Annotated in this window: 13 protein-coding genes and 1 tRNA gene; 5 read left to right on the forward strand and 9 right to left on the reverse strand. The window is 69.5% G+C overall.

What is annotated here, in order from left to right:
- Positions 1-45: 45 nt before the first annotated feature.
- On the reverse strand, positions 46-702 hold the full coding sequence (locus tag ACFQ7F_RS38850; protein WP_249590519.1) for an ANTAR domain-containing response regulator: 657 nt from the start codon (positions 700-702) through the stop codon (positions 46-48).
- Positions 703-805: 103 nt separating this feature from the next.
- Here ACFQ7F_RS38850 and ACFQ7F_RS38855 point away from each other — a divergent pair.
- From ACFQ7F_RS38855 to ACFQ7F_RS38865, 3 genes are all read left to right on the forward strand, one after another.
- Positions 806-890 (forward strand) — tRNA-Leu (locus tag ACFQ7F_RS38855).
- An 88-nt stretch (positions 891-978) separates the two neighbouring features.
- Positions 979-1,764, forward strand: a complete 786-nt coding sequence (locus ACFQ7F_RS38860) for a helix-turn-helix domain-containing protein (RefSeq protein ID WP_383281754.1) — start codon at positions 979-981, stop codon at positions 1,762-1,764.
- 119 nt (positions 1,765-1,883) lie between these two features.
- On the forward strand, positions 1,884-3,806 hold the full coding sequence (locus ACFQ7F_RS38865; RefSeq protein WP_383281757.1) for an alkyl/aryl-sulfatase: 1,923 nt from the start codon (positions 1,884-1,886) through the stop codon (positions 3,804-3,806).
- A 119-nt stretch (positions 3,807-3,925) separates the two neighbouring features.
- On the opposite strand, the gene pyk is transcribed toward ACFQ7F_RS38865, so the two are convergent.
- Together pyk and ACFQ7F_RS38875 are read right to left on the reverse strand one after the other, a co-directional pair.
- Positions 3,926-5,362, reverse strand: a complete 1,437-nt coding sequence (pyk, locus tag ACFQ7F_RS38870; protein WP_383281760.1) for a pyruvate kinase — start codon at positions 5,360-5,362, stop codon at positions 3,926-3,928.
- Positions 5,363-5,534: 172 nt separating this feature from the next.
- The gene (locus ACFQ7F_RS38875) at positions 5,535-6,248 is read right to left on the reverse strand and encodes an SIMPL domain-containing protein (protein WP_383281763.1); all 714 of its coding nucleotides are present in this window, start codon (positions 6,246-6,248) and stop codon (positions 5,535-5,537) included.
- Between the two features lie 161 nt (positions 6,249-6,409).
- On the opposite strand from ACFQ7F_RS38875, the gene ACFQ7F_RS38880 reads away from it, so the two are divergent.
- The gene (locus ACFQ7F_RS38880; protein ID WP_383281766.1) at positions 6,410-8,215 is read left to right on the forward strand and encodes a bifunctional metallophosphatase/5'-nucleotidase; all 1,806 of its coding nucleotides are present in this window, start codon (positions 6,410-6,412) and stop codon (positions 8,213-8,215) included.
- 30 nt (positions 8,216-8,245) lie between these two features.
- On the opposite strand, the gene ACFQ7F_RS38885 is transcribed toward ACFQ7F_RS38880, so the two are convergent.
- The 6 genes from ACFQ7F_RS38885 to ACFQ7F_RS38910 form a co-directional block, all read right to left on the reverse strand.
- Positions 8,246-9,688, reverse strand: a complete 1,443-nt coding sequence (locus tag ACFQ7F_RS38885; protein ID WP_383281768.1) for a lysine N(6)-hydroxylase/L-ornithine N(5)-oxygenase family protein — start codon at positions 9,686-9,688, stop codon at positions 8,246-8,248.
- Positions 9,685-11,076 carry a pyridoxal phosphate-dependent decarboxylase family protein gene (locus tag ACFQ7F_RS38890; RefSeq protein WP_383281771.1) on the reverse strand — a complete coding sequence of 464 codons (1,392 nt, stop codon included), beginning with the start codon at positions 11,074-11,076 and terminating at the stop codon, positions 9,685-9,687. The genes ACFQ7F_RS38885 and ACFQ7F_RS38890 overlap by 4 nt, the downstream gene beginning before the upstream one ends.
- A gap of 255 nt (positions 11,077-11,331) precedes the next feature.
- Positions 11,332-12,177: an NAD(P)H-binding protein gene (locus tag ACFQ7F_RS38895; RefSeq protein ID WP_383281774.1), complete on the reverse strand. Its 846-nt coding sequence runs from the start codon at positions 12,175-12,177 to the stop codon at positions 11,332-11,334.
- A gap of 124 nt (positions 12,178-12,301) precedes the next feature.
- Positions 12,302-14,818, reverse strand: coding sequence for an aminopeptidase N (gene pepN / locus ACFQ7F_RS38900; RefSeq protein WP_383281777.1), 2,517 nt, complete (start codon positions 14,816-14,818; stop codon positions 12,302-12,304).
- Between the two features lie 115 nt (positions 14,819-14,933).
- Positions 14,934-15,269, reverse strand: coding sequence for a chorismate mutase (locus ACFQ7F_RS38905; protein ID WP_383281780.1), 336 nt, complete (start codon positions 15,267-15,269; stop codon positions 14,934-14,936).
- Between the two features lie 11 nt (positions 15,270-15,280).
- A complete protein-coding gene (locus ACFQ7F_RS38910; protein ID WP_383281783.1) occupies positions 15,281-16,189 on the reverse strand; it encodes a helix-turn-helix domain-containing protein in 909 nt (302 codons plus the stop codon).
- Between the two features lie 140 nt (positions 16,190-16,329).
- On the opposite strand from ACFQ7F_RS38910, the gene ACFQ7F_RS38915 reads away from it, so the two are divergent.
- Positions 16,330-18,102, forward strand: a complete 1,773-nt coding sequence (locus tag ACFQ7F_RS38915; RefSeq protein WP_383281786.1) for a beta-galactosidase family protein — start codon at positions 16,330-16,332, stop codon at positions 18,100-18,102.
- The last annotated feature ends 45 nt before the right edge of the window (positions 18,103-18,147 follow it).

An 18,147-nucleotide genomic window follows, 5' to 3' on the forward strand; every position in this document is an offset into this window, starting at 1 on the left:
CCCCGAATCCGGGTGCGGGCCTTCTCGTACGTCTGCGAGCGGGGACTACTGCCCCTTCGCTGCCTTCTTCTCGTCGGCGTCCTCGATGACCGCCTCCGCGACCTGCTGCATCGAAAGGCGCCGGTCCATCGACGTCTTCTGGATCCAGCGGAACGCGGCGGGCTCGGTGAGGCCGTACTCCGTCTGCAGGATCGACTTGGCGCGGTCCACCAGCTTGCGCGTCTCCAGACGCAGAGTGAGGTCCGCGACCTCGCTCTCCAGCGTCTTGAGCTCCGTGTAGCGCGAGACGGCCATCTCGATGGCGGGCACCACGTCGGTCTTGCTGAAAGGCTTCACGAGGTACGCCATCGCGCCGGCGTCCCTGGCCCGCTCGACCAGGTCACGCTGCGAGAACGCGGTCAGCATGAGCACCGGGGCGATGCTCTCCTCCGCGATCTTCTCGGCCGCCGAGATGCCGTCCATGACGGGCATCTTCACGTCCAGGATCACCAGGTCCGGCTTGTGCTCGCGGGCCAGCTCGACGGCTTTCTCACCGTCACCGGCCTCGCCGACGACGGTGTAACCCTCTTCCTCGAGCATCTCCTTGAGGTCGAGCCGGATAAGAGCCTCGTCCTCTGCGATGACGACACGGGTCGTCAGCGGAGGCACGTGCGACTTGTCGTCGTCATCGGCTACGGGCTGGGGCGACTCGGGGGAAGTCACGGGGGCTCCTTGTTGCGGGCCGGGCAGGTACTGCTGCGTCGCCAGCCTACCTAGCTGCAGGGTCCGGCGGAGACCCGGTATAGTTCCCTCAGCTCCACAGCCTGCCCGGTTGGAGGAACTGGTCAGACTCGCGGCACTCAAAATGCCGTGCCCTTACGGGCATGTGGGTTCGAATCCCACACCGGGCACTTGTAGTGCGGAAAGCGGATGTTCACGTTCTCGTGAACATCCGCTTTTTGTTACACACCGGGACCCCTTGCAACCCAGAGTGCCCGTATGTCCTTTCACGGAACTGAGGTACGACAGAAAGCGCTCACCTTGCTGCGAGGCGGCGCCAGGAACGCCGACGTCGCACGCCTGCTGAGCGTCCCCCCAGGCACGATCGGTAAGTGGCTCCACGTGGACCGATCTAAACGCGGGGAGTGCCCAGGCAGGCCCAATCCACAGTGCCCTCGGTGTGACGGTCGGCGGCTCGACCAGGCTGCCTACTCCTACCTCCTAGGCTTGTACCTCGGTGACGGTTGTCTCAGCATCATGCGCAAGGGCGTGTATGCCCTTCGTATTGCCTGTGCCGATGCTTGGCCCGGTCTCATCGATGCCTGCGAGCACGCGATCCGCTCTGTGCAGCCGGACAACGCTGTCTGCCGCGTCCAGCGAGAGGGATACGTATCAGTTGTTGTCACCAGCAAGCACTGGCCCTGTCTCTTCCCCCAGCACGGCCCCGGCAAGAAGCACAACCGCGCCATCGCCCTTGAATCCTGGCAGCAGGAGATCGTCGACGCCCACCACTGGGAGTTCATCCGCGGCCTCATCCACTCCGACGGCTGCCGCGTCACCAACTGGACGACCCGCCTCGTCGGCGGCGAACGCAAGCGCTACGAGTACCCGCGGTACTTCTTCACGAATACATCGACCGACATCATCCGCCTCTACACAGACACCCTCGACCGCCTGGGCGTCGAGTGGAAGTCGCTCCGCCAGAGCCGCGCCGCGGACACCATCTCCGTAGCCCGCAAAGCCTCAGTAGCCCTCATGGACACCCACGTAGGCCCCAAATACTGACCCCGGCGCCCCTCCCGCAATAGGACACGTCACCCCTCTCCCTCACCCGCCCTGGGACCTGTCCCAAATTCCCGGCGGGCCCTTGCCCCGCCCTCTGCCCCGCTGCGATCTTCGGCCCCATGACTCCCTTGAACAGGCGAAGCTTCGTCGTCGCCGCCGCAGGTGCTGCCGCGGCAGCCGTGGCCATGAATCCCCTGACCGCGTCCGCCGTCGGCCGCGATGGCACCAGCAAGGGCACCGGCAAGAGCGGGGACGACTTCGCCGACGCCGACAAGGGGTTCATCGCCGCCCTCACCCCGGGTGTCGTGAAGAACGCCAAGGGGCAGGTCGTCTGGGACAGCGACGCGTACGGCTTCCTGAAGGGCGACGCCCCCAAGTCCGCGCATAAGAGCCTGTGGCGTCAGTCGCAGCTCGTGTCGAAGCAGGGGCTCTACAAGGTCACGGACCGCGTCTATCAGGTGCGTGGCCTCGATCTGTCGAACATGACGATCGTCGAGGGCGACACCGGCATCGTCGTCATCGACCCGCTGATCTCGGCGGAGACCGCGGCCGCCGCGCTGAAGCTGTTCCGTGCGCACCGCGGCGAGAAGAAGGTCACCGGGCTGATCTACACGCATCCGCACGTCGACCATTTCGGCGGCTGCCGCGGTGTGCTGCCGGACGGTGCGGGGGAGGATGACGTACCGATCCTCGCGCCCGAGGGTTTTATGGAGCATGCCGTCTCGGAGAACGTCTACGCGGGGACGGCGATGCAGCGGCGCTCCGGCTATATGTACGGTGCGCTGCTCCCCAAGTCCCCTGCGGGGCAGATAGGTTGCGGGCTCGGGCAGACCGTTTCGGTCGGGTCGATCGGGCTCATTCCGCCGACCAAGGACATCACGGAGACCGGTCAGGTCGAGACCGTCGACGGGGTGAGGTTCGAGTTCCAGATGACGCCGGGGACCGAGGCCGCGGCGGAGATGAACTTCCTGCTTCCTGAGCTGCGTGCCGTCTGTATGGCGGAGAACGCGACGCACACGATGCACAACATCATTACGTTGCGGGGTGCGCAGGTGCGGGACGCGCGGCAGTGGGCGCGCTACTTGAACGAGTCGGTGGTGTTGTTCGACGGGCGGGCGGATGTCGCCTTCGCTTCGCATCACTGGCCGACGTGGGGCGGGGACACGATCGTGGAGCTGCTGGAACAGCAGCGGGATCTGTACGCGTACATGCACGATCAGACGCTGCGGATGATCAATGGGGGGATGACGGGGCGTGAGATCGCCGAGGAGATCGTGTTGCCGCCCGCGCTCGCGGGCGTGTGGGCGAATCGCGGGTACTACGGGTCGCTGAGTCATAACGTGAAGGGCATCTATCAGCGGTACATGGGCTGGTTCGACGGCAATCCCGCGCATCTGTGGGAGCACCCGCCGGCTGAGGAGGCCAAGCGGTACGTGAAGGCCATGGGGGGCCGTACGGCGACGGTCGTGAAGGCCAAGGCGTTCGCGCGGGGCGGTGATCTGCGGTTCGCGGTGACGCTGCTCAATCACGTGGTGTTCGCGGATCCGGGCCACAAAGCCGCCAAGTCCGAACTCGCCAGGTTGTACGTCGAGTTGGGGCAGGCGTCGGAGAACGCCGTGTGGCGGAACTTTTATCTGACGGGCGCTCAGGAGCTGCGTGAGGGTGTGCGGACGTCACCGACGTCCGTGACGAGTGCGGACATGCTGATGGCGCTTTCGGTGGACCAGTTGATCGATTCGGTGGCGATCCGGGTGAACGGGCCGAAGGCGTGGGACCTGAGGTTGCGGATGGACTGGAGTCTTCCGGCGTTGGGGAAGATCTGGCATCTGACGTTGCGGAACGGGGTGTTGACGTATCGCAGCGACGCGAAGAGGGATCCGGGTGCGGGGGTCACGCTGACGATGACCAAGCCTCAGCTGCTTGCGATGCTGGGTGGCAAGGGGCTCGGGGACATCGAGGTCGAGGGTGACGCGTCGCTTCTCGCCGAGTTGCTCGGCGTGGTGGAGAAGCCGGATCCGAATTTCGCGATCGTGACGCCCTAGGCGCGCACCATCGTCATGCCCTGGGCGTGCAAACCATCGTCATGCCCCGGGCGCGCGCAAACAGAAGCCGAGGGACCGCTCCCCCCGGAGCGGCCCTTCGGCCCACGTACGCGATCTGCCTACTTCGGGCTGTCGTCCTCGCCGATGTGGTGGATGCGTACGAGGTTGGTGGAGCCCGCGACTCCGGGCGGGGATCCGGCGGTGATGACCACGACGTCGCCGCGCTCGCAGCGGCCGTACTTCAAGAGGAGTTCGTCGACCTGGTTGACCATGGCGTCGGTGGATTCGACGTGCGGGCCGAGGAAGGTCTCCACGCCCCAGGTGAGGTTGAGCTGCGAGCGTGTCGCCCGGTCGGGGGTGAAGGCGAGCAGCGGGATGGGTGAGCGGTAGCGCGAGAGGCGGCGGACGGTGTCGCCGGACTGCGTGAAGGCCACGAGGAACTTGGCGCCCAGGAAGTCCCCCATCTCGGCCGCGGCGCGGGCCACCGCGCCGCCCTGGGTGCGGGGCTTGTTGCGTTCGGTCAGTGGCGGGAGGCCCTTGCCGAGGATGTCTTCCTCGGCGGCTTCGACGATGCGGCCCATCGTGCGGACCGTTTCGATGGGGTACTTGCCGACGCTGGTCTCGCCGGAGAGCATCACGGCGTCGGTGCCGTCGATGACGGCGTTCGCGACGTCCGAGGCTTCCGCGCGGGTGGGGCGGGAGTTGTCGATCATCGAGTCGAGCATCTGGGTGGCGACGATGACCGGCTTCGCGTTCCGCTTGGCGAGCTTGATGGCGCGCTTCTGGACGATCGGCACCTGTTCGAGGGGCATCTCGACGCCGAGGTCTCCGCGGGCGACCATGATCGCGTCGAAGGCGGCGACGATGTCGTCGATGTTCTCGACGGCCTGGGGCTTCTCCACCTTGGCGATGACGGGGAGGCGGCGGCCTTCCTCGTCCATGATGCGGTGCACGTCCTCGATGTCGCGTCCGCTGCGGACGAAGGACAGGGCGATGACGTCGAACCCTGAACGCAGGGCCCAGCGCAGGTCCGCCACGTCCTTGTCGGAGAGCGCGGGGACGGAGACGGCGACGCCGGGGAGGTTGAGGCCCTTGTGGTCGGAGACCATGCCGCCCTCGACCACGGTGGTGGTCACGCGGGGACCGTCGACCGCTGTGACCTCGAGGGTCACTTTGCCGTCGTCGACGAGGATGCGTTCACCGGGGGTGACGTCGTCGGCGAGGCCTTCGTAGGTCGTTCCGCAGGTCTGGCGGTCGCCCTGGACGCCCTCTTCGACGGTGATGGTGAACTCGTCGCCCCGTTCAAGGAGTACAGGTCCTTCGCTGAATCGGCCGAGGCGGATCTTCGGGCCTTGAAGGTCGGCGAGGACGCCGACGCTGCGGCCGGTCTCGTCAGCGGCCTTCCGAACGCGCTGATAGCGCTCTTCGTGTTCGGCGTAGGTGCCGTGACTGAGGTTGAAGCGAGCCACGTCCATTCCGGCTTCGACCAGTGCCTTGATCTGGTCGTACGAGTCGGTGGCGGGGCCCAGGGTACAGACGATTTTTGCTCGACGCATGCTTCGAGCCTAGGCCTTACCGGTGGGTAGGGAATTGGCTGGGCATGACTACTCAACAACCGTCGCGTGAAAGGTTATTGACAAGTGTTGAATTGTGCGGGGCGCCGCTCTGATGAGCGATTTACTGGGCGCCCCGCTGCGTAAATTCCCTGTGCCCACAGTAATTCCGTGGCTACAGCTGCGGCGGTGTCATCGTGAAGCGTGCGTTGACCTGTGCGTAGACGTGTTGCCTCTGGGGTTCGAGGTCGAGGGGTGCGGCTTCCTCGCCCATGTCGGGCGCGCCGCCGTACGCGACGGTGCGCATGGCGGGTGACGGGCCGCCGTAGCCGTACGGTTGGGCGTTCTCGGCGCCGATGTCGGCGAGTTCGACGAGGGCGGCGAGGCCCGTTCCGAGTGCCTGGGCGTACTCGCGGCCCCGCTGCACCGCTTCCCTGACGGCCTGCTGTCGGGCCTCGCGGTGGGTGGGCGAGTCGGGCCGCAGGGCCCAGTAGGGGCCGTCGACGCGGGTCAGTTCGAGGTCCGCGAGGCGTGTGGTGAGTTCACCGAGTGCGGTGAAGTCGGTGAGTTCGGCGGTGACGTGGACCCGGCCGAGGTAGGCGCGGACGCGTTCGCCGCGGCCGTGCTTGGTCAGTTCGGGGCTGATGGAGAAGGCGCCGGTCTCCAGTTTCTCGACGGATTCGCCGTACGTCTTCACGAGGTCGATGACGGTGGCGTTGCGGCGCGTGAGGTCGTTCAGGGCGTCGCGCCGGTCGGTGCCGCGTGCGCTGACGGTGATGCCGATGCGGGCGATCTCGGGGTCGACTTCGAGGTGTGCCTCGCCCTTGACGGCCAGGCGCGGGGCGTCGGGGGTGCCGTAGGGGGCGGCGGTGGGGGTGGTCTCGTCCATGCGGCCACTCTTGCACTGGGGGGCGACGCCGGACAGTCGTCGGGGCGTGGCACCGGACAGTCATCGGATCGAAACCTGCGGGGTCTGTTGCGGGTGTGGTGATCGGGGTCAGAATCTACGCGCGTTACATCGATCGACCAAGGGTCCAAGGGGAGTACGAAATGCCGCTGAACCGCCGGAAGTTCCTGGGCAAGTCCGCCGCAGCCACGGGTGTGGCTCTCGCGGGCGGCGTGGCCGCCGCGCCCTCCGCGTCGGCGCACTCGCCGCAGAAGCCCGCCAAGCGGAAGAAGCGGTACTCGTTCACCGTCATGGGCACGACGGACCTGCACGGCAATGTCTTCAACTGGGACTACTTCACGGACAAGGAGTTCGACGACAAGGACCACAACGATGTGGGCCTGGCGAAGATCTCCACCCTCGTGAACGAGATCCGCGAGGAGAGAGGCCGGCGCAACACGCTTCTCATCGACGCGGGCGACACCATTCAGGGCACCCAGCTCTCGTACTACTACGCGAAGATCGACCCGATCACCGCGAAGCGCGGCCCGGTCCATCCGATGGCGCAGGCGATGAACCGCATCGGCTATGACGCGGCGGCGCTCGGCAACCATGAATTCAACTACGGCATTCCGGTTCTGCGGAAATTCGAGGAGCAGTGCGAATTCCCGCTCCTCGGCGCCAACGCGCTCGACGCGAAGACGCAGAAGCCCGCTTTCCCGCCGTACTTCATGAAGCGCCTGCGCACCCCGCACGGCCGCGACGTGAAGGTGGCGGTGCTCGGCCTGACCAATCCCGGCATCGCGATCTGGGACAAGGCGAACGTCCAGGGCAAGATGACGTTCCCGGGCCTTGAGGAGCAGGCGGCGAAGTGGGTGCCCAAGCTGCGGTCCATGGGCGCGGACGTCGTGATCGTCTCGGCGCACTCCGGCTCCAGCGGCACCTCTTCGTACGGTGATCAGCTCCCGTACATCGAGAACGCGGCGGGTCTGGTGGCCGAGCAGGTGCCCGGGATCGACGCGATCCTGGTCGGGCACGCGCACACGGAGATCGCCGAGTACTTCGTGGAGAACAAGAAGACCGGCAAGAAGGTCGTCCTGTCCGAGCCGCTGAAGTGGGGCCAGCGCCTGACGCTCTTCGACTTCGACCTGGTGTGGGCGAAGGGCCGCTGGACGGTGGAGAAGGTCGGCGCGAAAGTCCTCAACTCCAATACGGCGGCGGAGGACCGCAAGATCACCGGGCTTCTCACCGACGAGCACAAGAAGGTCGTCGCGTACGTCAACCAGGTCATCGGCACGTCGACACAGGCGATGAGCACGGCCGAAGGCCCGTACAAGGATGTCGCGATCATCGATCTGATCAGCCATGTCCAGGCGGAGACGGTCAAGGCGGCCCTTGCGGGCGGCCAGTACGCGGCGCTCCCCGTGCTCTCGCAGGCCTCGTGCTTCTCGCGTACGGCGGGGATCCCGGCGGGCGAGGTGACGATCAAGGACGCGGCGGGTCTCTACCCGTTCGAGAACACCCTTGAGGCGCGGCTCGTCACGGGTGCGCAGCTCAAGGAGTACCTGGAGTACTCGGCGCGCTACTACGTGCAGACGGCGGCCGGCGCGCCGGTGGACCCGGAGAAGCTGACGAACGCGGACAACACCCCGGACTACAACTACGACGCGCTGTACGGCGTGACGTACGAGATCGACATCGCCAAGCCGGTGGGTTCGCGGATCGTGAAGCTGAGCTTCGACGGCAAGGACATCGATCCGAAGGCGGAGTTCGTGCTCGCCGTCAACAACTACCGTGCCAGCGGCGGCGGGAACTTCCCGCACGTGGCCGCCGCCAAGCAGCTGTGGGCGAACTCGGACGAGATCCGCAACACGATCATCCAGTGGGTCCAGGCGAAGGGGACGGTCGACCCGGCCACGTTCGCTTCGGTGGACTGGAAGCTGACCCGGGACGGCACTCCGGTGTTCTGACGCCCATCAGCTCGTCAGTTCTTGAGCTCGTCAGTTCTTGAGCCGTACGAGGTTGCCGCGCTGCTCGCCGATGAGGCCGGTGGCAGCGCGGGCCTGCGGTTCCTGGAGGCCGAAGCTGGTGAACGCGGTGCGCTCCGGGAGCGGGTAGGGGGACGTCCCCGTCAGGCTGTTGAGGATGGTGGCGCTGCGCCAGGCGGCGAGGCCGAGGTCGGGGGCGCCGACGCCGTGGGTGTGGCGTTCGGCGTTCTGGACGTAGACGCTCCCGCCGCCGCCGGTGACGGAGGGGTCCAGGACCAGGCGGTACTGCTCGTCGATGCGGGGGCGCTCCGAGGAGTCCCTGCGCATGTAGGGGTCGAGTCCCGCGAGGAGCTGGTCGAGGGGGCGCTCGCGGTAGCCGGTGGCCAGGACGACGGCGTCCGTGGTGAGGCGGGAGCGGGTGCCCTGCTGGAGGTGTTCCAGGTGGAGTTCCACGCGGGTGGTGGCGACGCGGCCCGCGGTGCGTACGGAGACGCCCGGGGTGAGGACGGCGTCGGGCCAGCCGCCGTGCAGGGTGCGCTGGTAGAGCTCGTCGTGGATGGCGGCGATGGTGTCGGCGTCGATGCCCTTGTGGAGCTGCCACTGGTGGGGGACGAGGCCGTCGCGCACGTTTTCGGGCAGGGAGTGGAAGTAGCGGGTGTAGTCGGGGGTGAAGTGTTCCAGGCCGAGCTTGGAGTACTCCATGGGGGCGAAGGCCTCGGTGCGGGCGAGCCAGTGGATCTTCTCGGCGCCTGCCGGGCGGTGCTTGAGCAGGTCGAGGAAGACCTCGGCGCCGGACTGGCCCGAGCCGATGACGGTGATGTGGTCGGCGGAGAGCAGCCTGTCGCGGTGCAGGAGGTAGTCCGCGGAGTGGATCACGGGGACGGCGGGGGCGTCCGCGAGGGGCTTCAGGGGCTCGGGGATGTAGGGCGCGGTGCCGACGCCGACGACGATGTTCTTCGTGTACGTACGGCCGAGCGCCTCGGCCTCTCCCTCGGCGTCGAGCTGTGTGAAGTCCACCTCGAAGAGGTCCCGTTCGGGGTTCCAGCGCACCGCGTCGACCTGGTGTCCGAAGTGCAGTGCGGGAAGGTGCTCGCTGACCCAGCGGCAGTACGCGTCGTACTCGGCGCGCTGGATGTGGAAACGCTCGGCGAAGTAGAAGGGGAAGAGCCGCTCGCGGGACTTGAGGTAGCTGAGGAAGGACCAGGGGTTCGCGGGGTCGGCGAGGGTCACCAGGTCGGCGAGGAAGGGCACTTGGAGGCTGGCGCCGTCGATGAGGAGTCCGGGGTGCCAGTGGAAGCCGGGGCGCTGTTCGTAGAAGGCGGCGTCGATCCCGGCCAGGGGCTGGGCGAGGGCGGCGAGGGAGAGGTTGAAGGGGCCGATGCCGATGCCGACCAGGTCCCGGGGTTTTTCGGGTGTGGTGAGCGGCGGGGCGGGCTTGTCGTTCTGGCCGGTCATCGGGGGGTGGTTCCTTCCACGAGCTTCAGCAGCTCGGCGAGGTCGCCGGGCCGGGTGTGCGGGTTGAGCAGGGTGGCCTTGAGCCAGCGGCGTCCGTCGATCCTGGCCCGCCCGAGCACGGCGCGGCCCTGTCCGAGCAGTTCCCGCCGTACGTACGCGATGTGGTCGTCGTCGGCGCCGACGGGCCGGAAGAGGACCGTGCTGATGACGGGCTGGTCGTGGAGCTCGAAGCCGGGGTGCGCGGTGATGAGCCCGGCGAACTCCTCGGCCTGCGCGCAGACCTCGTCGACGAGCGCGCCGATCCCTTCACGCCCGAGGGCCTTGAGGGTGACGGCGATCTTGAGTACGTCGGGCCTGCGTGTGGTGCGCAGGGAGCGGCCGAGGAGGTCGGGGAGGCCCGCTTCGGTGTCGTCGCCCGCGTTGAGGTAGTCGGCGTGGTGGCCGAGTGCCGCGAGGTCGTTCGGGTCACGGACCAGGAGAAGACCGGCGGCGACAGGCTGCCAGCCGAGCTTGTGCAGGTCGAACGTGACGCTGTCGGCGCGCTCCATGCCGTGCAGGCGCACTCTGCGTACGTCGCTGAAGAGGAGCGGGCCGCCGTACGCGGCGTCGATGTGCAGGCGGGCGCCGTGGCGTGCGCAGAGGTCGGCGATCTGGTCGAGGGGGTCGATGAGTCCGGCGTCGGTGGTGCCCGCCGTGGCGGTGACGAGGAACGATCCTGGTGGTCCGGTGAGTTCGGACAGCGCCTCGTCGAGCGCGGCGGGGTCGAGGACACCGGCGGGCGCGGGGACGACGACCGGTTCTGGCATGCCGAGGAGCCAGGCGGCGCGTCCGAGGGAGTGGTGGGCGTTCTCGCCGGCGATGAGCTGGACGGGGCCGTGCGCGGCGGCGCGCTCGCGGGCGAGGAGCAGGGCGAGCTGGTTGGACTCGGTGCCGCCGGTGGTGACGAGGGCGTCTCCCCTGCCGGTTCCGTAGGCCTCGGCGGCGAGGGCGCGCGTGACCAGGGTTTCGATCTCCGATGCGGCGGGGGCCTGGTCCCAGGAGTCCATGGAGGGGTTGAGCGCCGACGCGGCCAGGTCGGCGGCGACGGCGAGTGCGAGGGGCGGGCAGTGGAGGTGGGCGGCGCAGAGCGGGTCCGCGGGGTCGGCGGCGCCCTCGGCGAGTGCGTGGACCAGCGTGCGCAGGGCCGGTTCGGCGCCTTCGCCCCGGGCGGGCAGGATGTCGCCCGCGGCCTCGCGCACCCGGGCGGCGACGGCGGTGGGGCCGCCCGCGGGGAGCGGCCCGCCGCGCGCGGTCGCCCCGGTGCGCAGAGCCTCCAGGGTGGCGGTGAGCAACGGCTGCAGCGCGTCGGGTCCTTGGGCGCCTCCGGCGAGGGGCGGCGGAGTGCTCATGGGCGACGTCCTTCGGGTGCGCGCGGACTGGGACTCCAGCCTGTCTGGCGAGCAGGCGGCGCGCCCGGGGACCTCGGTGATCCGAACCCGAAAGTGGTACTGCCGTGCGGAGAATGCGTGTTGGCGTGGGCGGGGGTGCTAGGCGCTACCGCGCGGGTGGGCGGTGATGGACCTGCGGGCCGGTGGGTGTTTGTCGCGCCCACGCGGCGGAGCCGCCTATGTCACAGCCCCGGGCCCCTGCGGGGCGCTGGTGGCTCAGGCCCTGAAATCGTCCCTGTGGTCCCGTGCCCACTCCGTGAAGGTTCGCGCCGGGGTGCCTGTCACCGACTCCACGGTGGTGGTGATCTCCGGTGCTGCTCCGACGGCCGCGGCGAACGACTTTAGGAGGGCGGGCAGCATCGCCGGAGGGACGTGCGAGAACATTTCCTCGGTCACTTCCTCCGCCGGTATCTCGTCGAACCGGAGGTCGCGGCCCAGTGCCCTGCCGATGGCGTGGATCTGCTCGTCGGTCGATACCGCGGTCGGCCCCGTGAGGCGGTGGGCGGCGCCCTGGTGTCCGTCGTCCAGGAGTGCGCGGACGGCGACGGCGGCGATGTCGGCCTCGTGGATGGGCGCGGTCAGGGCTCCCGCAAAGGGGCCGCGGACGGTGTCGCCCGCGCGGATCTGGTCCGCCCACTGAAGGGAGTTCGCGGCGAAGGCGTTGGGCCGCAGGGAGGTCCAGTCGAGGCCGCTCTCACGCACCCTCTTCTCCAGGTCCGCGTGGACGACGTGGATGGGGTGGGTCTCGTCGGCGCCGTCCTGGATGATGCCCGACGACAGCACGACGACGCGCTGGACGCCGCCCTTGCGGGCCGCCGCGAGGATCGCGTCGGTGTGCTCGCCGACGGACGCCCTGTGCAGGAACAGCGCGGACGCGCCGTCGAACAGCGGGGCGAGGGCGGCCGGTTCGGCGGCGGGGTCGAAGCGCGCCACCTCGGCGCCCTGGGGCAGCCGGGCCCGCAGCGGATCGCGGGTCAGTGCGCGGACGGGCGTCTGTGCGGCGGTGAGCTGGGTGACGAGGGCGCGGCCCACGTTTCCGGTGGCGCCGGTGGCGACTATCACGGGGGGGGCTCCTGGGGGTCTCGGGCTGGATCTTCGAGCCTAGGGGGACGCAAGGGCCGCGGGGATCGTCGGCTGGGACCAGGTCCGCATAGGTCTGCGGACCTAGTCCTCACGCCGCCGGGATTCAGGAAGCCGTCGCCTCCCGTACCCGCAACGCCCGTGCCAAGTCGTCCAGTTGGTCGGCCAGTTTGCGGCGCAGGGCGGGGATGGGGTCGGCGTCGCGGAGGCACTGTTCGCCCAGGCGGAGTGTTTCGGCGTCCACCGCGGTGGCGGGGAAGGCCCAGCGTCCTGCGACGTCGGCGATGGCGGGGCCACGGCGGGCGGCGAGGGCGACCGCGTCCTCGAAGTAGCGGGGGATGTACTCCCTTACGAGGTCGGCCTGTTCGGGCTGCCAGAAGCCCTGGGCGGTGGCGGTGAGGAGGTAGTTGGAGAGGTCGTCGGAGGTGAACATCGCCTCCCACGCGCGGTGCTTGGCCTCCGGGTCGGGCAGTGCGGCCCGGCAGCGGGCCGCGCCTTCCTGTCCGGTGGCGCTGGGGTCGCGCTCCAGTTCGGCGGCGATCGCGGTCTCGTCGGCGGCGCCGAGGACGGCGAGGCGGGTCAGGACGCGCCAGCGCAGCTCGGGGTCGAGCTCGGGGCCGCCCGGGACTGTGCCCTCGGTGAGCCACTCCTGGAGGGGGTCGGGCCGCGTCGCCACGTCGATGAAGCCGCGCACGGCGGTGAGCCGGAGCCCCGGGTGTGAGCCGTCCTCCGTACGCCGGATCAGGTCGCGGCAGAGCTCGGTGAGCGTGGTGAGGGCGAAGGGCCGCTGGGCCGGGGGCACGAAGCGGCCGGCGACGTGGGTGGTGGCGAAGGCGAGGACGCCCTGGACGAGGGCGAGGTCGGTCTCGTCGGGGAGATGCGCGCGGGCCGTCTCCAGGTAGGCGGCGCCTTCGAGTTCACCGTCGCGGACCATGTCGCGCAGGCTGTTCCACAGGACGGCGCGGGTGAGGGCGTCGGGGACCCGGGAGAGGCTGCGCAGGGCCGTCTCCATGGAGACCTCGTCGAGGCGGATCTTGGCGTATGTGAGGTCCTGGTCGTTCGGCACGATCAGGGCGGGGCGTCCGCCGCCGCGTGCCGGGGCGGCGGGTCCTGAGTGGGGGACGTCCGTCTCGTAACGCTCGCGCAGGACCAGGCCCTGGGTGTCGGTGAGGTCGCGGTCGAACACCCCGACGGCGATGCGGTGGGGTCGGCTGCCGTCGCGGTCGACGGCCAGGGTCCACTCCCGGGCGTCGTGCGTGACCGTCGAGGTGAGCGTGTCGACGCCGGTGGTGCGCAGCCAGGCCTCGGCCCATCCGTGCACGTCGCGGTCGGTGTTGTGGGCGAGGGAATCGATGAAGTCGGCGAGGGTGGCGTTGGAGAACTTGTGCCGGGCGATGTGGGTGTTGATGCCTGCGAGGAAGTCCTTCTCGCCGAGCCAGGCGACGAGTTGGCGCAGGGCGGAGGCGCCCTTGGCGTACGAGATGCCGTCGAAGTTGAGCATCGCGGACGCGGTGTCGGGCACGGCGTCCGGGTCGGGCGCGACGGGGTGGGTGGAGGGGCGCTGATCGGCGTCGTACCCCCAGGCCTTGCGGGCGACGCCGAAGTCGGTCCAGGTGTCCCTGAAGCGGGTGGCTTCGGCGGTGGTCTGGAAGCCCATGTACTCGGCGAAGGATTCGTTCAGCCAGATGTCGTCCCACCACCTGAGGGTGACGAGGTCGCCGAACCACATGTGGGCCATCTCGTGGGCGATGACCATGGCGCGGGTCTGCCGCTCGGTCTCGGTGACGGCGGAGCGGTAGATGAACTCGTCGCGGAAGGTGACGAGTCCGGGGTTCTCCATCGCTCCGGCGTTGAACTCCGGGACGAACGCCTGGTCGTACGAGTCGAAGGGGTAGGGCTCCTCGAACTTCTCGTGATACCGGTCGTAGCACGCGCGCGTGACGTCGAGGATCTCCTCGGCGTCGGCGTCGAGGAAGGGGGCGAGGGAGCGGCGGCAGTGGATGCCGAAGGGCAGCCCGCGGTGTTCGGTGCGGACCGAGTGCCAGGGGCCCGCGGCGACGGCGACGAGGTAGGTCGAGATGAGCGGCGTGGCCGCGGCCCGCCAGGTCCCGCCGCCCACGTGCTCGGTCACGCCGTTCGCGAGGACGGTCCAGCCCTTGGGGGCGGTGACGGTCAGCTCGAAGACGGACTTCAGGTCGGGCTGGTCGAAGGCGGCGAAAACGCGCTGCACGTCCTCCATGAACAGCTGGGTGTACGTGTACGCCTCGCCGTCCGTGGGGTCGGTGAAGCGGTGCATGCCCTCGCCGGTGTGCGAGTACCGCATGGACGCGTCGACGCGCAGTTCGTGCTCGCCCGCGGTGAGCCCGGTGAGGGGGAGCCGGTTCTCGACGAGGTCCTTCGGGTCGAGCGGCCGGCCGTCGAGGGTGACGGAGCGCAGCTCGACGGGCTTGAGCTCGACGAAGGTGTCGACCGTGGCCGTGGGCTCGCCGAGCGCCGAGAACCGGATGACGGTACGGGAGTCGAAGGTTTCGGCTCCCTGGGTCAGGTCCAGCTCCACCGTGTACCGGTGGACGTCGATGAGCCGGGCTCGGGTCTGCGCTTCGTCGCGCGTCAGTACGGACATGGGTCCATGCTGCCTGATGTCACTGACAACGGTGCGGGGTGCCCGGACATCGGGGCTCAGCCCTGAGCGATGCCGCCGCCTGTGCCGATGCCGGTGCCGATGCCGCGGGGCCGCGTCACGACGACTTGGCGATCGTCTCGTGGTGGCGGATGACCTCCGCGATGATGAAGTTGAGCAGCTTCTCGGCGAACGCCGGATCCAGCTTCGCGCTCTCCGCGAGTTCGCGAAGGCGGGCGATCTGGCGGGCCTCGCGGGCCGGGTCGGCGGGCGGGAGCTGGTGGTTGGCCTTGAGATAGCCGACCTGCTGGGTGCATTTGAAGCGCTCGGCGAGCATGTGGACGACGGCCGCGTCGATGTTGTCGATGCTGTCGCGCAGGCGGGACAGCTCGGCGCGCACGGCCTCGTCCGTGGCGCCGGCGCCGTTCGCGTCACTTGTGTGGCTGGTGGTCATGGTGCACGAGCCTACGTGGTGGATCCTTCGCCCCCGACGGCGGAAGAGCGCAAAATCGGCGGGTCGTCGGGGTCGGGAATCTGCTGCGACCAGCCGCCGGGGACCGCGCGTCCCTGCTGCTCACGGAAGCGGACGGGCGCCATCCCCACGCGGCGCGTGAACAGCCGCGAGAAGTACGCGGGATCGTCGTAGCCGACGCGGCGCGCGACGGCCGCCACCGGGAGCTCCGTGGCGGCGAGCAGCTCCTTGGCGCGCCCGAGACGGATGCCGAGGAGGTAGTCCTTGGGACTGCAGCCCGCGCCCCTGCGCACCGCCGTACGCAGCTCCGCGGGAGTCATGCCGTGCCGTGAGGCGTGCTCGGCGACGGAAAGTGGCTGGAAGGCGTCGCGGGCGAGCGCCTGGAGCACCGGGTCGCCGTCGGGGGCGATGTCGGCGCGGGCCCGGCGCAGCGCGACGAGCAGTTCGTGGACGGCGGCGCCCGTCTCGACCTCCAGGAGCGGGTTGCCGCGCCGTGCCGCGCGCGCGATGCGCCCGACGGCGGCCCGCGCCCCTGTCGCGTCGGAGAGCGGCACGACGGGCCGGTCGGGTTCGATGAAGCCGAGTTCGGTGTACGTCGTCGTGGCGGGTCCTGTGAAGTCGACGAAGCACTCGTCCCAGCCGCTCTCCGGGTCGGGCCCGTAGTGGTGGCGCACTCCGGGGGTGAGCCAGATCAGCGCGGGCGCCGTCACCGTCGTACGTCTGCCGTCGGGCGCCAGGAACCAGCCGCCGCCCGCGCTCACGACGACGGCGACGTGGTGGTCGAGGGTGCGCGGCCCCACGGTCGGCAGGAGGCCGTGCTGCAGGCCCACGCCGAGGCAGGCGAGGCCGAGGCGGTGGTGGGCCGGGCTCGGCGTGAAATACCGCATCCAGGTGTGGTACATCCGCTTGTGCCCCTTTCGTTCGGGCCGCGGCCCGCTCGCTGCGTCCAACCCACCTCGATCTTTGTCCATGGACCCTGCCTCCCGCCAGGGGTGATCGTGGCGGAGCAGTCCGTGAGCGAGAGGGACACAGGGACACGACGATGAACGGCTTCAGGGTGGGCGAGGACGATTTCGAACTGGACGGGCGGCCCGTGCGGCTGCTCTCCGGTGCGCTGCACTACTTCCGGGTGCACGAGGAGCAGTGGGGTCACCGCCTGGCGATGTTGCGCGCGATGGGGCTCAACTGCGTGGAGACGTACGTTCCGTGGAACCTGCACGAGCCGCATCCCGGGGAGTTCAGTGACGTGGAGGCACTCGGGCGCTTCCTGGACGCCGCGCGGGACGCGGGCCTGTGGGCGATCGTCCGGCCCGGTCCCTACATCTGCGCCGAGTGGGAGAACGGCGGCCTTCCGCACTGGCTGACGGGCGCCGTGGGGGCACGCGCGCGCACCCGCGACGCGGAGTACCTGGGGCATGTGGACCGCTGGTTCGGCCGCGTCCTGGGAGAGGTCGTCCCGCGCCAGCACGACCGGGGCGGTCCGGTGATCATGGTGCAGGTGGAGAACGAGTACGGCAGCTACGGTTCGGACCAGGTCTACCTCCGCCACCTCACGGAGCTGCTGCGTGCCGAGGGCGTGAGCGTGCCGCTGTTCACGTCCGACGGCCCCGAGGACCACATGCTCACCGGCGGGTCCGTCCCCGGCGTCCTGGCTACGGTCAACTTCGGCTCGCAGGCCCGCGCGGGCTTCGAGACCCTGCGCAGGCATCGAGCCAAGGGGCCGCTGATGTGCATGGAGTTCTGGTGCGGCTGGTTCGATCACTGGGGCGCTGAGCACGTCGTACGGGACGCGGCCGATGCCGCGGACGCGTTGCGCGAGATCCTTCGGTGCGGGGCCTCGGTCAACCTCTACATGGCGCACGGCGGCACGAACTTCGCCGGGTGGGCGGGGGCGAACCGGGGCGGCGGCGCGCTGCACGACGGGGTCCTCGAGCCGGACGTCACCTCGTACGACTATGACGCGCCCATCGACGAGTTCGGGCGCCCCACGGAGAAGTTCTGGCGCTTTCGCGAAGTGCTCGCCGCGTACGCGGAGGCCCCGTTGCCCGAGCTGCCCGCGCCGCCGCCCTCGCTCGGGGAACACGCTCCGGTCGGCCTCACCGAGTGGGCGCCGCTGTCCGCCGTCATGGAGTCGCTCGGCGGCCCCCTGACGGAGTACGCCGTACCGCCCACCTTCGAAGAGCTCGATGTGGACCGCGGTCTTGTCCGGTACGCGCTGACCGTGCCGGGACCGCGCCGGCCGTATCCGCTGAGTGTGCGGGGGCTGCGGGACCGGGCCGTGGTGTACGTGGACGGGGTGCGGGCGGGTGTCCTCACCGAGGAGGAGCCCGCCCTCGCCGAGCCTGTCGCGGGGCACGCGCGCGTGGAGCTGTGGGTGGAGTCCCTGGGGCGGGTCAACTACGGGCCGCGGACCGGCGAGGCGAAGGGCATCACCGGTGGGGTCCTGCATGAGCGGCAGTATCTGCACGGGGTGGAGGCCGGGGGGCTGCGGCTCGACGCGTTCTCCTCCGCGGAGGCCGTGCGAGGGGTTCCGGCGTCCGGAGAGGCGGCGTCGGGCCGCCCCGGCCTGTACCGCGGCACGGTGGAGGTCGGCGGGCCCGGGGACGCCACCCTCGAACTCCCCTCCTGGACGCGGGGGTTCGTGTGGGTGAACGGATTCAATGTGGGCCGCTATTGGTCGGCGGGTCCGCAGACCTCGCTGTTCGTCCCCGGTCCTGTGTTGCGGGAGGGCGCGAACGAGGTGTGGGTGCTTGAGCTGGAAGGGGCGGGCGCAGGGGCAGTCTCGCTGTCCCCGGTCCCGCCGGAGAGCCGGTAAGCAGCAATCGCGCTGGAGGGGCTGTGGCTGTGAACAGCCACAGCC

This window comes from Streptomyces sp. NPDC056486, from assembly GCF_042795295.1.
Lineage (GTDB): Bacteria > Actinomycetota > Actinomycetes > Streptomycetales > Streptomycetaceae > Streptomyces.

Excerpts from the sequence above, each read along its gene's own strand:
- ACFQ7F_RS38910 (WP_383281783.1), bottom strand. The coding sequence starts at position 16,189 with ATGTACCACACCTGGATGCGGTATTTCACGCCGAGCCCGGCCCACCAC.
- ACFQ7F_RS38890 (WP_383281771.1), bottom strand. The coding sequence starts at position 11,076 with ATGAGCACTCCGCCGCCCCTCGCCGGAGGCGCCCAAGGACCCGACGCG.
- ACFQ7F_RS38880 (WP_383281766.1), top strand. The coding sequence starts at position 6,410 with ATGCCGCTGAACCGCCGGAAGTTCCTGGGCAAGTCCGCCGCAGCCACG.
- pyk (WP_383281760.1), bottom strand. The coding sequence starts at position 5,362 with ATGCGTCGAGCAAAAATCGTCTGTACCCTGGGCCCCGCCACCGACTCG.
- ACFQ7F_RS38865 (WP_383281757.1), top strand. The coding sequence starts at position 1,884 with ATGACTCCCTTGAACAGGCGAAGCTTCGTCGTCGCCGCCGCAGGTGCT.
- ACFQ7F_RS38860 (WP_383281754.1), top strand. The coding sequence starts at position 979 with ATGTCCTTTCACGGAACTGAGGTACGACAGAAAGCGCTCACCTTGCTG.
- pepN (WP_383281777.1), bottom strand. The coding sequence starts at position 14,818 with ATGTCCGTACTGACGCGCGACGAAGCGCAGACCCGAGCCCGGCTCATC.
- ACFQ7F_RS38885 (WP_383281768.1), bottom strand. The coding sequence starts at position 9,688 with ATGACCGGCCAGAACGACAAGCCCGCCCCGCCGCTCACCACACCCGAA.
- ACFQ7F_RS38875 (WP_383281763.1), bottom strand. The coding sequence starts at position 6,248 with ATGGACGAGACCACCCCCACCGCCGCCCCCTACGGCACCCCCGACGCC.
- ACFQ7F_RS38915 (WP_383281786.1), top strand. The coding sequence starts at position 16,330 with ATGAACGGCTTCAGGGTGGGCGAGGACGATTTCGAACTGGACGGGCGG.
- ACFQ7F_RS38905 (WP_383281780.1), bottom strand. The coding sequence starts at position 15,269 with ATGACCACCAGCCACACAAGTGACGCGAACGGCGCCGGCGCCACGGAC.